We start from the raw sequence: 14,521 nt of genomic DNA, 5'->3' as shown, positions 1-14,521 counted from the left end.
TAGCTCATTGTCGAAGATGACACCGATGCAAATTAAGTGGTGCTTAATTTGCATCGGGTGGATTTTTGCGTGTAGAAGCCGCTCACAGTGGCAAAAAAATTATGTTGACTGCTAAAAGGAGAAAAGGAATTGCTAACAGAAAATGAACTACAACTATCTGCTGATGTACTGGTAATTGGTGGTGGCCCTGCCGCTGCATGGGCAGCATGGGCAGCCGCATCCCAAGGAGTCAAAGTCATCATTGTTGATAAAGGTTTTTTGGGTACAAGCGGTGCAGCTGCTGCCAGTGGTAACGGTATCATGGCTCCTTCTCCAGAGAATTGGGACAAAGTTTTATCGGAGCGTTATCGCATAGGAAAAACCCTCGCTAACTCACGTTGGATTGAGCGTGTTATCGAAAAAACTTGGCTCAGTTTGCCCTTAGTGGAAGATTGGGGCTATCGTTTCCCCAAGGAAAATGGGGAATCTGTGCGCCAGAGCTATTATGGGCCTGAATATATGCGGGTACTTCGCAAAAACCTCTTGCGTGTTGGTGTACAAATTTTCGACCAAAGCCCGGCTCTAGAACTTTTATTGGCTGACGATGGCTCAGTCGCTGGGGCAAGGGGTGTGCAGAGGCAACATCATCGTAACTATACCGTTCGTGCTGGTGCAGTAGTCTTGGCGAATGGCGGTTGTGCATTCTTGAGTAAAGCATTAGGGTGCAATACTAATACCGGTGATGGGCTGCTGATGGCAGTGGAAGCTGGTGGCGAACTCTCTAGTATGGAAGCTTCCAATCACTATGCAATTTCGACCGCTTTCAATGCCACAGTGACACGGGGTGTTCCCTTTGGCTGGGCTAGTTACAGTGATGAAGCAGGTAACGATCTTGGTGGCTATATCGATGGTCGTCGCGATCCATCGTTCCTTCCCAATGCACTCCTAAAAGGCTCCGTTTATGCTCGTTTGGATAAAGCGACGCCTGAAGTCAAGGCAGTGATTGAAAAGTCTCATTTCATCGCTTTTCTACCGTATAAAAAAGCTGACATTGATCCCTATACAGAACGAGTGCCTGTAACACTAATTTTAGAAGGTACAGTCCGTGGTACAGGTGGAATCCGTTTGACCGATGATAGTTGCGGTACAAAAGTTCCTGGACTCTACGCTGCCGGTGATGCAGCATCACGGGAGTTTCTAGCCGGGTTAGCTTCTGGAGGCGGTGGCCCCAATGCTGCTTGGGCAATCTCCACAGGTCAATGGGCTGGAGTTGGGGCAGCTAGCTTTGCGAAAAGTTTGGGCGATCGAGCAAATGAACGGGTTGCGCGTCCTACTGGTCAAGTCGGATTGCGATCGCCTAAGTTGGGGCGTAGCCCATCGCCTTCACCATCTTCGGAAACATTTGATAGTGAAGCGATCGTGCGCGGCGTACAAGACCAGATGTTCCCATTAGAGAAGAATTATTTGCGTTCTGAGCAGGGACTTTTAGATTCCCTCGCCAAATTAGAAACGCTGTGGCAGCAAGTACAAGGGAACCCGAAACAAGATACAGTGCGCGATGTGGAATTTTCTCGTCGAGCGGCTGCTCTGACCGCTGTAGCGCGATGGGCATACTTTAGTGCTTTACATCGCACGGAAACACGCAGCGAACATCTTCGTATGGACTATCCCGAAACCGATCCAAATCAGCGTTATTACCAAGCAACTGGCGGCTTAGAAAGACTTTGGGTGAGGCGCGATTGGATTAAGGATGCCATCGCTACACCACCACCAGCACTAACCACTCAAACCACGCCCTCTGTATCAAAGTTGTAGTAGGAGCAGAATCATGATCGAGCTTGTCAGCCATAAACTCTGTATCAATTGCAATCTGTGCGTCCAAGTATGTCCTACTAATGTTTTTGACTCCGTACCGAACCAACCACCTGCGATTGCCCGACAAGAAGACTGTCAAACTTGTTTCATGTGTGAAGCATATTGTCCTGCGGATGCGCTCTATGTTGCGCCTGAATCTCACACCAATGTTGCAGTCAATGAGGATGAATTAATTGAAAGTGGCATCATGGGTGAATATCGTCGCATCTTGGGTTGGGGATATGGCAGAAAAAACAATAGTGAATTAGATACTGCTCATAAACTACGCCAACTACCGCGCCCCTATCAAAGTTAATTTCAGTAGGCTTGATTCTTAGGAGAGAGATACAACTAAGAATCAAGCTTTTGCAGCAAGTTTTTGGTCAGATATCGGCTCAATAGCATCCTGAAAAGTAATTTTTGTGACGTTATCAGAGTTTTCATTAGCTAGAAAAGTTGCCTTAGTAACTGGAGCGGGACAAGGTTTGGGACTAGAAATTGCCAAATCACTTGCCAAAGCTGGTGCGTGTGTCATCGTCAATGGGCGAAATTTTGAACGGCTTAATCAAGCAGTTGCAGTCATTGAATCAATTGGCGGATTAGGTTTTTCATTACCGTTTGATGTGACAGACGAAGTTGCGGTTCAAAGTGCGTTTATTGAGATCCGAGAAAAGCACGGCTATTTAGATATTCTGGTTAATAATGTGGGAATGCGCGATCGCCGGGGATTGTTCGAGTTTGAAATGGATGCAGTGCGTCGGTTAATCAATGCTGATTTAATTGCACCATTCAATTTGTCACGAGAAGCGGCAAAACTGATGATGCACAGAGGTGAAGGTCGAATCATTAATATTACGTCAATTGCAGGACAACTTGCAGGTGCGGGTGACGCAGTTTATACGACAGCTAAAGGAGGACTCGAAGCCCTAACCCGTACACTTGCCGCAGAACTTGGGGCTTTTGGAATTACAGTCAATGCAGTTGCTCCAGGCTTTTTTGCAACTGAGAGTAATGCTGATGTAGTTGCCGATCCAGCAGTCACGGAATGGTTGAAACATCGAACTTCTCTCGCGCGTTGGGGATCTCCACAAGAAATTACAGGCGCTGTTGTGTTCTTCGCTTCTCCAGCCGCATCTTACATCACGGGACAGGTTTTAGCTGTTGATGGTGGCTACCTTTCCCATTTCTGATTAATTGTTTTACCCGTAGATAGATATACTTTTTCGGAGCTTGCATTTGCAGCTTATCTATGTGAATATTCTATGAGCAAAATACGGTAAATCGCCCGAATCATCGTAGTATTTATATTGCCTGTAGTTTAAATGTATGTATGCTCACTAAGTATTTACCAAATCGACTGATGAAGATTGTCAGCAGCCTTCTTCAAAATTATGAAATATCCAGAATTGGCATATTTGCTTTATTCTTTACCTGTGGGTTAACTTTGACTCTTGTGATATCTGCGTGTTCTGCCAACAATACAGGTAACTCTGTAGCAACACAGACAGCAAATCAAGGTGTGGTAGTTCGTATCGGCTATCAAAAAGCGGCGACTATTCTCAGTGCTCTCAAAAACCGAGGTAATTTAGCGCAAACTTTAACGGCTGCTGGTGCTTCGGTGACATGGGCAGAATTTCCCGCCGGTTCACCCATGCTAGAAGCAATGAACGCAGGTAGTATTGACTTTGGCTATACAGGTGAATCACCACCAATATTTGCCCAAGCTGGAGGTACTCCCTTACTTTATGTTGCTTACGATCCTTGGAGTCCCAAAGCCGAAGCAATTATTGTTCCGAAAGATTCACCAATTAAAACGGTTGCTGACCTTAAAGGGAAAAAATTAGCCTTTGCTAAAGGCTCGAACAGTAACTATCTTGTTGTCAAAGCTGTAGAAGCTGCCGGATTAAAGTATAGTGACATTCAACCAGCACATCTAACACCAGCAGATGCCCGTGCTGCATTTACTGGTGGTAACGTTGATGCTTGGGCAATTTGGGACCCTTACCTAGCAGCAGTTGAACACGACACAAAGGTTAGAAAATTAACAGATGCGACAAATTTAGCACCGAATCGGGGTTACTATCTTGCGCGTCAAGAGTTTGTTAATTCTCACCCAGATTTGTTGAAAACCCTTTTAGATGAAGTCAGTAAAGTAGATAAATGGGCAGCAAATAATCCAGAAGAAGTTGCCAAGTTTTTAGAACCAGAGTTAGGGATTCCCGCAGCAGCATTAGAAATTGCCGAAAAACGACGAAAATATGGCGTTTTACCGCTAACAGATGAAGTAATAACTCAGCAACAAAACATTGCCGATACTTTTTACAAAATCAAGCTAGTTCCCAAGCAAATCCAAGTCAAAGATATCGTTTGGAACGGTAATAAATCTTAGAAGTCTCTCCCTATTCCCAAAATCTTATGGACATCAACACCCAACAGATAAAAACTGATGTACTTGTCATTGGTGGTGGTACGGCCGGGACAATGGCAGGTATCAAGGCAAGACAAGCCAATCCTGATGCAGATGTGCTGATTTTAGAAAAGGCTAACATACGTCGCAGTGGTGCGATCGCAATGGGTATGGATGGCGTGAATACCGCAGTTATTCCCGGCCATTCTACCCCAGAACAATACGTGCGCGAAATCACCCTTGCTAACGATGGCATTGTCAACCAAAAAGCCGTTTATCAAACAGGCAAATTAGGTTACGAAGTCATCCAAGAATTAGAAAGTTGGGGTGTGAAATTTCAAAAAGATGCCCAAGGCAACTATGACTTAAAACAAGTGCATCGTGTGGGTAAATATGTCTTACCCATGCCAGAAGGTAAAGACCTCAAAACCATTCTTACCCGCCAAGTCAAACGCCACAAAGTCAAAGTCACAAATCGCGTCATGGCAACCCGTGTCTTAGTTAAAGCCGGACGTGCTATTGGTGCAGTAGGATTTGATGTCAGAAACGGTGATTATATTATCATTCAAGCTAAAGCCGTTATCTTATGTACAGGTGCTTGTGGCAGATTAGGATTACCTGCTTCTGGCTATCTTTACGGCACTTATGAAAATCCTACCAATGCCGGAGATGGCTATTCAATGGCTTATCACGCAGGTGCAGAACTTAGTAATATTGAATGCTTTCAAGTTAATCCTTTAATCAAAGATTACAATGGCCCCGCCTGCGCTTATGTTGCCGGGCCTTTCGGCGCACATACTGCTAACGCCGAAGGAAATCGCTTCATTAGCTGTGACTATTGGAGTGGTCAAATGATGTTGGAAATCTGGAAAGAATTAAATTCTGGAAAAGGGCCAGTCCAATTGAAAATGACCCATCTCGATGAAGATACAATTGCAGAAATTGAATCCATACTGTGGGCGAATGAACGACCGAGTAGAGAACGTTTTCATCAAGGTAGAAATGAAGATTATCGCACTCACGGCGTAGAGATGCACATTTCTGAAATAGGCTTATGTAGCGGTCATAGTGCTTCTGGTGTGTGGGTAAATGAAAATGCTCAAACAACCATTCCAGGTTTATATGCAGCCGGAGATATGGCCAGCGTTCCCCATAATTACATGATTGGGGCATTTGTTTTTGGTCGCATAGCCGGAACTCATGCCATTGAATATATCCAAGATTTAGATTTCATCCAACCAGATACAGATTTTTTAGAAGCTGAAAAAGCCAGAATTTATGCACCTTTAACTCGCCCTAATGGTGTACCTCATACTCAAGTTGAATATAAATTAAGACGCTTAGTAAATGATTATCTGCAACCACCAAAAACAGGTAACAAAATTGATATTGGTTTAAAACATTTTGTGCAATATCAAGAAACATTAGATTTAATGGGCGCTCGTGACCCTCATGAATTGATGCGTAGTCTAGAAGTTCACTTTATTCGCGACTGTGCAGAAATGGCAGCCAGAGCATCATTATATCGTCAAGAAACTCGTTGGGGGCTTTATCATTACCGCTTAGATTATCCAGAAAAAAATGATGATGAATGGTTTTGTCATGTCAACTTAAAGAAAGATGAATTAGGGGAAATGGTATTGTTTAAACGTCCTGTAGATCCTTACATTGTGGATGTAAATTTACATCATGAAATTTATGATATAGCAGCGAGATAAAAATGAAATATTTATTTTGGGATTTTGATAATACACTAGGTTATCGTCAAGGAATGTGGAGTGAAACATTACATTCAATTTTAATATTGAATAGAATCTACAATATAGATTTAGAAGATATTCGACCATTCTTGAAGAATGTCTTTCCTTGGCACTCGCCTGAAACTTCCCATAGTTTATTGTTTAATGAAAAAACATGGTGGGAATACATGAATGAATACTTTGCAGAAATATATGAGAGAGTAGGGATAAATAGAAATCAGGCAATAAAATATGCTTTTCAAGTCCAAAATGAATATAAGAATATTGAAAAATGGCATTTATATGATGATGTCATTCCTACTTTACAATATACAATCAAGAATAATTTTAAAAATATAATTTTATCAAATCATATACCTGAGTTACACGAAATCATAGACCAATTAAATATTACAGAATACTTTGAAAAAATATATACGTCTGGGAAAATTGGATATGAAAAACCCAACCTAAAATTTTATGCTCATGTCATCAATGATTTAAAGGTTGAAAAAACAGAATGTGTAATGATAGGTGATAGCTACGATGCTGATATCGCTGGAGCATTACGGGCAGATATACAAGCAATTTTAGTCAGGAAGCCTAATGATAAAAATTATAAACTTTATAGTCAAGATTTTAGAGGAATACTAAAAATAATTAGAAAAATCTCAACTCTTGAAGAAAGCATTTTAGTGAATTAAAGAATTGAATGAGTTATAAAGCTATAATTTTCGATCTCGATAATACACTATTAAATTTCGAAATATGTGAAGTCAAGCTATTCTTGGTGCCTTGGAAGCTTGTACAATATCTTTAGATTTAAATGGAATAAGTGAAAATGTTTTTCTGCAAGTATTTGAAACTTATAATTCCAAGTATTGGAGACAGCGAGAAATCTTTTCTCCTAGTGAGTTAATCGAGATGTCTTATCAAAGTACACTTGCTCAATTAGATATACAAACAGATAAAATCAGCAATCTCAGTCAAAGTTTTTGGCAAATTTTTAATTATTCGGGCGTAATGGAACCTGATGTAAATGAAGTACTAACTGTTCTCGCAGGTAATTATCGTTTGGCTGTCATCACCAATGGTTTTGTATCAGCGCAACTACCGAGAATGCAAGCTGCGCGAATTGAGCATTTTTTTGAGGAAATTGTAGTTTCTGAAGCAATTGGTTTTGCTAAACCATCTCCTGAGATATTCCATCATGCTTTATCTAGGTTAAATTTAACGCCAGCAGAAGTTATTTATGTTGGAGATTCTCTAAAGCACGACTATGCAGGAGTAACACAAGTTAAAATTGATTTTTGCTATTACAACAGAAAAAATTAAAATTTACCACAAGAAGCAAAACCAAAGTTTATGATAAGTGAACTCTTAAATTTGCTGGAATTGTTTAACTAACAATTTTTTATTTATTCATCTAAATTTAAATTTTAAATAGTTATGTTTAAATTATTGTGAAGAACTTTTTAATATGTCTATATATAATTCAATTGGTCAACAATACTCAAAAACTCGCGTTCCTGATATCCGTATTGTCAATAAAATAATTGATTTACTGAATTTAGCCAAAGGTAGCATTATTGCTGATATCGGCGCTGGTACTGGTGGTTACAGTCTAGCGCTAGCTAATAAAGGATTTTTTGTTAATGCTGTTGAACCTTCTGTAGTTATGCAAAAACAAGCAGTAGAACATCAGCAAATTAAGTGGTTTACTTGCTATGCAGAAAATCTACCTCTACCAGATCAGTCTGTTGATGCTGTTGTAAGTATCCTAGCAATTCATCACTTTTCTCATCTCGCAAAAGCTTTTCAGGAAATGCACAGAATAATTAGAGATGGGGCAATAATTTTGTTAACTTTTGATATTAGATTAGCTCAGAAAATATGGCTTTATGATTATTTTCCGTTTTTGTGGGAAGACGGGTTACGATTTTTACCACTTAACAAACAGGTTAATTTAATTCAGAGTAATACTAAAAGGCGTGTTGAAGCGATGCCCCTTTTGTTACCATACGATTTATCTGATTTATTCGCAGCAGCAGGCTGGAGACGGCCAGAGTTATATCTTCAAGCAGAAGTACGTGCGGGAATATCATCTTTTGCTTTAGCTAATCAAGATTTAGTAGAGCAAGGAGTAAAGTTACTTGCAGCAGATTTAAGTAGTGGGGAATGGAGCAAAAAATATAGTGATATTCACAATTTGACAGAGATTGATATAGGCTATCGTTTGATTCGTGCAACGCTGGATAACTAAATAATTGTAATTTTAAATTATGAAAAATAAAGTTACTGTAGGTGAGAAAATTAAAATTAGACAAGCTGAGATTAAAGATGTAGAGCAAATTGCTAGTCTTTGCGAACAACTTGAATATTCTGTGACAAATCAACAAACAGAGCAGCGCCTTACTAAAATTAAAAATAATGATACTCATATTGTGTATGTTGCCACTGTAGAAGATGAATATGTAATTGGTTGGGCGCACGCTCATATTTGTGAATCAATAGTTATTCCAACTCCAGCGATTCTTTTGGGATTAGTTGTAGATAAAGATTATCGTCATAGTGGAATTGGACGTTTTTTAATGCAACAAATTGAACAGTGGGCTTCCCTGGCTGGATGTGATAGTGTTCTGTTACGTTCTAATATTAAACGCAAAGAAGCTCACTTTTTTTATGAGAAAATTGGCTATACCAATATCAAGCAATCATTAACTTTTTATAAAAAATTGCTTTAGTGAAAAATATACACTTAATTAATACATTTGCCACTCACCTTCTGCTTGCTGTTGTCTGGAATTTAAATATTTGAATGAACTACATACATTGTATGCATCTAAACAACCTATAATCGTGAGATAATTGATGTAAGATTACCTCATTTATTTTACGGTTTAGCAGTTTCAATACAAAATTATGGAGTTATTTTATGGCTTTAATTAATCAAAGAATAGATGTTCCTGTCATCGTTGATGAATCTAAATGTCTAGAAAAATGCACAGCCTGTATTGAAGTTTGTCCCTTGGATGTATTGGCAAAAAATCCAGAAACAGGCAAAGCTTACATGAAATATGATGAGTGTTGGTTTTGTCTGCCTTGTGAAAAAGAATGTCCAACCAATGCAATTACTGTGCAAATTCCCTTTTTATTACGTTAAGTATCTAGGTAAAAGTTAATGAATGATGACCTCAACGATTGGCTAGAAATGTTGCGATCGCCTGACGTAAACGATCGTATAGTAGCTGTCAAAACCTTGCAACATCTAGGCGATGATGAAACAATCGATGCTTTAATCATCGCTTTGAAAGATGAAAATGTTACTGTTAAAAAAATAGCAATATCTGCCCTTTGGGAAATTGCTAATCCTGTTGCCATTCCTGCCTTAATTGAATGCCTCGGTTCAGCAGATACAGATATTCGCACTGAAGCTGCATCAGCATTAAACGAGTTAGTTACACAAGACGAATTGTTACTTTTACTAGATAAACTCCAAAGTCATGATGTAAATATTCAATTAAATCTTTTAATGCTTTTGCGGAAGATACATGATATTCAATCTTTACCCGACATTTTACCATTTCTAGAATCAAAAAATCCTGACTTAAGAGAAGCAGCTATTACGACACTGAGATATATCAATCAACTAGAAAAATGTCCGCAAGCTTTAAATTTAATCTTTGATGAAGAAGCAAGTGTACGTCGTGCTGCTGCTTTAACTTTAGAACATTTGCAAGATGCAGAAGTGATTACAATACTTTGTCAAGCACTTACAAATGATAGTGACTGGCAAGTTCGCCGGAATGCAGCTAAATCTCTGGCTATTCATGCAAATAATCAAGCAATTTCAGCATTAGAAATAGCTTTAAATGATGAACATTGGCAAGTGCGGAAATCAGCAGCACAAGCTTTGCAAAAAATTCCAAATATTGAAGTTATGCCGAGATTAATTCAAGCCTTAACAGATGAATATGCAGATGTCCGCAAAGAAGCTGCGATCGCACTTGGAAATTTAGCTCATCCCGACGTTATTAATCCCCTACAACAAGCCTTAGACGATCCTGACAAAGAAGTGTCCATCCAAGCGCAACGGGCAATTCAGAAGATTCAAACAGATAAAAAAGTCGTTTTGGGTTAATTGAATTGACAATAATGATGCAATCAAAGGATGATTTTTATCAGCAACAAGTAGTCCAACTCCTCAAACAAATTATCGAACCTATCTTAAAAAATGACATCGTTAGTTTGGGAATGGTGCGAAATCTCCGCATAGTTGATGACTATATTTACTTACGTTTATATATTGGTTCTCATCAGCACCAATTACAGCTAGAAATTCAATCTAAATTATCATCTCTATCTTGGTGTAAAAAAACTTATATTCAAATTTGTACAATTCCCGGTGTTAAAACAACTCTTGCAGTTTCTAGTGGTAAAGGTGGTGTGGGTAAATCCACAACAGCCGTTAATATAGCCGCATCTTTAAAATTACAAGGTGCAAAAGTAGGATTATTAGATGCTGATGTCTATGGCCCCAATGTTCCCCAAATGTTGGGTTTAGGACAAGTTGATATTCAAGTGATTAATACTCCCACTGGTGATAAGTTTTTACCTCTAGAAGTTCAAGGAATAAAAATAATGTCAGTGGGTTTACTTGCAGAAGCAAATCGTCCTTTGGCATGGCGGGGGCCTGTACTGCATAAAATTATCACGCAATTTTTGCAAGATGTGGAATGGGGAGAATTAGATTATTTATTGATAGATTTACCTCCCGGTACAGGTGATGCTCAAATTACAATTATCCAAGAAAGCCCAATTTGTGGAGTCATTTTAGTAACAACTCCTCAACAAGTGGCTGTTGCAGATGTACGACGTAATATATATATGTTTCGCCAAGTGGGTGTTCCTGTCCTTGGCATCATTGAAAATATGAGTTATTTAATTTGTGGTGATTGTGGTTCACGCACACCGATTTTTGGTAGTGGTGGTGGCGAACAATTAGCCGCAGAATTACAAGCGCCTTTGTTGGGACAAATTCCCATCGATCCCCGCATTTGTAGCGGTAGTGATACTGGAAATCCGATTGCGATAAGTGAATACGCTTCACCAGCAAAGGAGGTTTTTACACAAATAGCTACTTCATTAAATGCTACTTTTATGTTACATCATAAAACTACGCAGCTTGACCAAGCTTAGTAGCTTCAGGAACTTCAATCAATTGTCCTGTTTTGACATCGTAGATATAGCCATAGATCGGAATTTCATTGGGAACTAATGGATGCAAACGAATCCGTTGGACATCTGTATAGACGCTTTTGGCTTGGTCATCAATAGTCAACCAATTGATAAACTTGCCTTCGCCCGATCCCGACCCATATCCAATATCTGACCAACCTCTTTCATCTAGCTTGGCTGTTTTGAGGCTACTAGAAAGTAAATTGCTGATAATTTCATTAGTGAAGGTTTCCATGCCGCAATTAGTGTGATGAATTACAAACCATTCACGCGTACCAAGTAGTTTGTAAGAAATCACTAAAGAGCGAATCGCATCATCGCTAGCACGTCCCCCTGCATTGCGAATTACATGGGCATCTCCTTCAGCTAGTCCAGCAAATTTAGCTGGATCAAGCCGAGCATCCATGCACGTGAGAATTGCAAACCGACGAGATGGCGGTATGGTGAGATTACCTTTATCACCGAATTTATCAGTGTAACTAAGATTAGCTGCCAGAACTTCTTCTACAATTTGGCTCATTTTGAGTTTATGTGGGCGATCGCTAGTAGGGGCGCAAGGCCTTGCACCCCTACGAACGGTGTGGTTCAAATACACGAAAACTGCTGTAAATTGTTTTACGCAGAGGCGCAGAGAGTAAGAGTTTGAGACAAGTTTTTGCAATCTATGCGGGGTAAAAGACCAATGTTCGGAGTTCGATGCTTTCTCGTGGGGGAGCGTTGGCTGGGCTGGTGGGGTCTTCAAAGGCTGTATGGGCGGCAAAACGGGCGTGTCCGTCTTCTGCGGAGTCGAAACATTTGATAAATAGTGCTTCGTCCCTGTGCATTTGCGGGAAGTAGAACCATTTATGTTGCGAGTTATACGTGACTCCGTATGTCTCACCAACCCGATCGCGGTACACAAGATCGCCAGCTACAAGGTCTGTGGGTGCGATACTTTGCGCGTCACACAGTGCTAAGGGTGACTCTTGGATTGGTTGTGCGATCGCTCGCCAAACATTGATGATGGCAAATCGTTGTTTTAAGAACGTATCAATATCATCATCATCTATGCCTCGTGCTGCTAGTTCCAAACGGGCGCGAGTATAGCCTGATTTGGCGGTGAAATCGTTGTGTACGCGCTTGGCGGGTTCTTTAATATTATTCTCACCTGGCTTGGAGTTACCAGCGTTACGAAGGGTGCGATCGAATATCACTACCTTCGTTGCACCTGTCACTTCTTTTAACAATTGCTCGGCCTCTGGATAGTAGACGCGGCCTACTTCGTCTTCATCGTAAAAGTTGTGGACATTAGTATTATGTCCAGTAAAGGCGAATCCTTCCCTATCTAACGAGATGTTCTTTGAGATGGAGCGAGCGTTGTAAATTGGCAGTTTGTACGTCTGATAAGTTGCATTCGTGCGAGGAATCCCAGCTGGCGGTTCGTAAGTATAGTTAACAGGTTTTTCTGCCATTGGAATCAGGTAACTGAGGTTGGCCTCTATGTATGGCAGTTCTTGGGAAATCGGTCTATCTAGAACTTGGTTATTTAAGCTCATAGGTCATCCCATTTTGGATTTTGGTTAATTTTTGGTCAATACTTAACAGTTAATGATTCACTCCTATCGCCATACCTTTGTGTGCTATTTTTGAGATGCACCAACGGGAACAGGTTCACCGAGAACTTTGGCGAATCTTTGCAAATAGAAGTCCACAGGGTTTGCTACTGCTTGGATTGAGGAGCGATCGCTTAACCTGTTCCACCATGTCTGCAAACGAGGTGCTTCTGCTGGTAGTGTGAATTTGCGGAAGTGTTCTAAGAGTGGTAAACGTTCAAACCAGGGATAGAAGCTGATATCAACTAGGCTAAACCGATCTCCTAATAAGTAATCACCTTTGCCTAATCCTTCTTGTTCAATATATAAAAGTGCTTCTGCGAACTCTTTTCGTCCTTGTTCTTGTTCTTGGCTATCTTTACCGCGCAGAAATTTGTTAAAAGCTGGGACAAGGCGAGTATTGGCGTAGTCTATCCAAATCCGAGCGATCGCTTTACCTGCGGGATCGCGGGGAAACAAAGGTGGTTCTGGAAAAACTTCATCTAGATATTCATTGATAATGGCGGACTCGTAAATTTCAACATCCCCATGTTTGATAGCCGGAACTTTACCATAGCGCGAAATCTGCGTGTACCCATCTGGTTTATTTTGTAAGTCAATTTCTATCGGGGTGAAGTCAATACCTTTTTCCAGTAAGACAACACGAGTACGTTGAGAGAAGGTAGAGGCTTTGGCGAAGTATAGTTGTATGTTGCTCATGAAATTTTTTCCTTGTAATAATCTGTGATATGTAGACTATTCAATCTAAAGCAATAAAACAGAAGCTGTTCATGAGCGATCGCCCACTATGGATGAAAGAAACCATTCTGTTTTCTTAGGAGCTAAATGTGTTGATTGGCAGGTATGTACGTTAGTTTAAATGATATACTACAGTTTATCGATCGATTTAATGTACTTTAAATAGTATACAGTCTTTATGAAAATATGCATACCTAATTATTAGTGTAACTAAATAAATAGCTTGACATAATCAGGCGTTTGTGATTAGGGATTCTTTTTGTTGGCTGTGGCGTTTATCGCTCATTCGCAATCCTTACTGGCCACATCTGGCAGCTAAACAACTTGGACACGATAAACTCTGGCCTGTTCAATGCGATCGCGCTTGGCTGCGATCTCAACTGGGTTTAATTGAGCATCAACCACCTTAAACCCTTGCTGTTTAGCGGTAGGGGTTGTGGCTATTCGAACAAACATGGTATTATATGCATTCTGGTCATCACAGTGCTATTTTTTTACCTTAATACTAAGTATACAAAGTTTTTGGTTTGCTAACATTAAGCTTTACTAATACTATTGCAAAGCTGGTGATATACAAGTCTGCTAAAACTTCATCAAAAAAAATTAGTAGAAACATTGTATTTCAACGTCTCTACCAATGTCCTCATCCGTGCAAATTATCTTAATCCATAGGTTAAAGAAAAAAGCATTATGAACTGAGTGAATGCAAAGCGCACGCAAGGCAAGACTAACAACTAGAAACGTCTATCCTCCCTTAACCCTGGTTTGTCACTCTCGGAAAACAATAATAGAATTCAGATTCTAAGACTTAGATTGAATCAAGGTTTGAGGCTTTCTTTTTTAAGAGAAACTAAAATTTATAGACAAAAAGAAAAGCCAAAGCCCCATAAACATTTGGGTTATTGCATTCTCCAAAAGTGACAAAAGAGGATAAGAAAGGGAGCTAGCAGATCTCTTGTGCGTAAGTCCTAACA

Annotated in this window: 16 protein-coding genes; 12 read left to right on the top strand and 4 right to left on the bottom strand. The window is 40.0% G+C overall.

Annotated features, from left to right (window positions below; translation table 11 throughout):
* Positions 1-129: 129 nt before the first annotated feature.
* The 12 genes from V7K53_RS12130 to V7K53_RS12075 all read left to right on the top strand — a co-directional run bounded on the left by V7K53_RS12130 (position 130) and on the right by V7K53_RS12075 (position 11,178).
* Positions 130-1,794 carry an FAD-binding protein gene (locus tag V7K53_RS12130; RefSeq protein ID WP_335197760.1) on the top strand — a complete coding sequence of 555 codons (1,665 nt, stop codon included), beginning with the start codon at positions 130-132 and terminating at the stop codon, positions 1,792-1,794.
* Positions 1,795-1,807: 13 nt separating this feature from the next.
* Entirely contained in the window at positions 1,808-2,149 is a 342-nt protein-coding gene (locus V7K53_RS12125) for a 4Fe-4S binding protein (RefSeq protein WP_322667420.1), read from the top strand.
* A 106-nt stretch (positions 2,150-2,255) separates the two neighbouring features.
* Positions 2,256-3,023: an SDR family oxidoreductase gene (locus V7K53_RS12120; protein ID WP_335197759.1), complete on the top strand. Its 768-nt coding sequence runs from the start codon at positions 2,256-2,258 to the stop codon at positions 3,021-3,023.
* A 140-nt stretch (positions 3,024-3,163) separates the two neighbouring features.
* Positions 3,164-4,222: a sulfonate ABC transporter substrate-binding protein gene (locus V7K53_RS12115; protein ID WP_335197758.1), complete on the top strand. Its 1,059-nt coding sequence runs from the start codon at positions 3,164-3,166 to the stop codon at positions 4,220-4,222.
* 26 nt (positions 4,223-4,248) lie between these two features.
* The gene (locus tag V7K53_RS12110) at positions 4,249-5,958 is read left to right on the top strand and encodes a fumarate reductase/succinate dehydrogenase flavoprotein subunit (RefSeq protein ID WP_335197757.1); all 1,710 of its coding nucleotides are present in this window, start codon (positions 4,249-4,251) and stop codon (positions 5,956-5,958) included.
* 2 nt (positions 5,959-5,960) lie between these two features.
* Complete coding sequence (locus V7K53_RS12105) at positions 5,961-6,683, top strand: HAD family hydrolase (protein ID WP_335197756.1); 723 nt, start codon at positions 5,961-5,963, stop codon at positions 6,681-6,683.
* 91 nt (positions 6,684-6,774) lie between these two features.
* Complete coding sequence (locus V7K53_RS12100; RefSeq protein WP_335197755.1) at positions 6,775-7,314, top strand: HAD family hydrolase; 540 nt, start codon at positions 6,775-6,777, stop codon at positions 7,312-7,314.
* Between the two features lie 145 nt (positions 7,315-7,459).
* Positions 7,460-8,242 (top strand): class I SAM-dependent methyltransferase, encoded by a 783-nt coding sequence (locus V7K53_RS12095; RefSeq protein WP_335197754.1) that lies wholly within the window; start codon positions 7,460-7,462, stop codon positions 8,240-8,242.
* A 19-nt stretch (positions 8,243-8,261) separates the two neighbouring features.
* Positions 8,262-8,723, top strand: a complete 462-nt coding sequence (locus V7K53_RS12090; protein ID WP_335197753.1) for a GNAT family N-acetyltransferase — start codon at positions 8,262-8,264, stop codon at positions 8,721-8,723.
* Positions 8,724-8,914: 191 nt separating this feature from the next.
* Positions 8,915-9,142 (top strand): 4Fe-4S dicluster domain-containing protein, encoded by a 228-nt coding sequence (locus V7K53_RS12085; RefSeq protein ID WP_012408944.1) that lies wholly within the window; start codon positions 8,915-8,917, stop codon positions 9,140-9,142.
* 18 nt (positions 9,143-9,160) lie between these two features.
* Entirely contained in the window at positions 9,161-10,120 is a 960-nt protein-coding gene (locus V7K53_RS12080; protein ID WP_335197752.1) for a HEAT repeat domain-containing protein, read from the top strand.
* A gap of 14 nt (positions 10,121-10,134) precedes the next feature.
* Complete coding sequence (locus tag V7K53_RS12075; protein ID WP_335197751.1) at positions 10,135-11,178, top strand: Mrp/NBP35 family ATP-binding protein; 1,044 nt, start codon at positions 10,135-10,137, stop codon at positions 11,176-11,178.
* Here V7K53_RS12075 and V7K53_RS12070 read toward each other — a convergent pair.
* The 4 genes from V7K53_RS12070 to V7K53_RS12055 form a co-directional block, all read right to left on the bottom strand.
* Positions 11,156-11,737: a beta-class carbonic anhydrase gene (locus V7K53_RS12070; protein WP_335197750.1), complete on the bottom strand. Its 582-nt coding sequence runs from the start codon at positions 11,735-11,737 to the stop codon at positions 11,156-11,158. The two genes, V7K53_RS12075 and V7K53_RS12070, sit on opposite strands and share 23 nt — an antisense overlap.
* 142 nt (positions 11,738-11,879) lie before the next feature.
* A complete protein-coding gene (locus tag V7K53_RS12065) occupies positions 11,880-12,752 on the bottom strand; it encodes a CmcJ/NvfI family oxidoreductase (protein ID WP_335197749.1) in 873 nt (290 codons plus the stop codon).
* A gap of 84 nt (positions 12,753-12,836) precedes the next feature.
* Positions 12,837-13,508, bottom strand: a complete 672-nt coding sequence (locus V7K53_RS12060; RefSeq protein WP_335197748.1) for a glutathione S-transferase family protein — start codon at positions 13,506-13,508, stop codon at positions 12,837-12,839.
* Positions 13,509-13,862: 354 nt separating this feature from the next.
* The gene (locus tag V7K53_RS12055; RefSeq protein WP_335197747.1) at positions 13,863-14,003 is read right to left on the bottom strand and encodes a hypothetical protein; all 141 of its coding nucleotides are present in this window, start codon (positions 14,001-14,003) and stop codon (positions 13,863-13,865) included.
* Positions 14,004-14,521 lie beyond the last annotated feature (518 nt).

The organism is Nostoc sp. (genome assembly GCF_036917355.1).
In the GTDB taxonomy this organism is placed as follows: Bacteria; Cyanobacteriota; Cyanobacteriia; order Cyanobacteriales; family Nostocaceae; genus Nostoc.
This window is presented reverse-complemented; position numbering and strand designations above follow the sequence as displayed.

Bases quoted from the DNA above. Each gene is read 5' to 3' on its own strand.
- V7K53_RS12125 (WP_322667420.1), top strand. From the start codon at position 1,808: ATGATCGAGCTTGTCAGCCATAAACTCTGTATCAATTGCAATCTGTGC.
- V7K53_RS12070 (WP_335197750.1), bottom strand. From the start codon at position 11,737: ATGAGCCAAATTGTAGAAGAAGTTCTGGCAGCTAATCTTAGTTACACT.
- V7K53_RS12065 (WP_335197749.1), bottom strand. From the start codon at position 12,752: ATGAGCTTAAATAACCAAGTTCTAGATAGACCGATTTCCCAAGAACTG.
- V7K53_RS12110 (WP_335197757.1), top strand. From the start codon at position 4,249: ATGGACATCAACACCCAACAGATAAAAACTGATGTACTTGTCATTGGT.
- V7K53_RS12080 (WP_335197752.1), top strand. From the start codon at position 9,161: ATGAATGATGACCTCAACGATTGGCTAGAAATGTTGCGATCGCCTGAC.
- V7K53_RS12090 (WP_335197753.1), top strand. From the start codon at position 8,262: ATGAAAAATAAAGTTACTGTAGGTGAGAAAATTAAAATTAGACAAGCT.
- V7K53_RS12055 (WP_335197747.1), bottom strand. From the start codon at position 14,003: ATGTTTGTTCGAATAGCCACAACCCCTACCGCTAAACAGCAAGGGTTT.
- V7K53_RS12115 (WP_335197758.1), top strand. From the start codon at position 3,164: ATGCTCACTAAGTATTTACCAAATCGACTGATGAAGATTGTCAGCAGC.
- V7K53_RS12105 (WP_335197756.1), top strand. From the start codon at position 5,961: ATGAAATATTTATTTTGGGATTTTGATAATACACTAGGTTATCGTCAA.
- V7K53_RS12060 (WP_335197748.1), bottom strand. From the start codon at position 13,508: ATGAGCAACATACAACTATACTTCGCCAAAGCCTCTACCTTCTCTCAA.
- V7K53_RS12075 (WP_335197751.1), top strand. From the start codon at position 10,135: ATGATGCAATCAAAGGATGATTTTTATCAGCAACAAGTAGTCCAACTC.
- V7K53_RS12085 (WP_012408944.1), top strand. From the start codon at position 8,915: ATGGCTTTAATTAATCAAAGAATAGATGTTCCTGTCATCGTTGATGAA.
- V7K53_RS12095 (WP_335197754.1), top strand. From the start codon at position 7,460: ATGTCTATATATAATTCAATTGGTCAACAATACTCAAAAACTCGCGTT.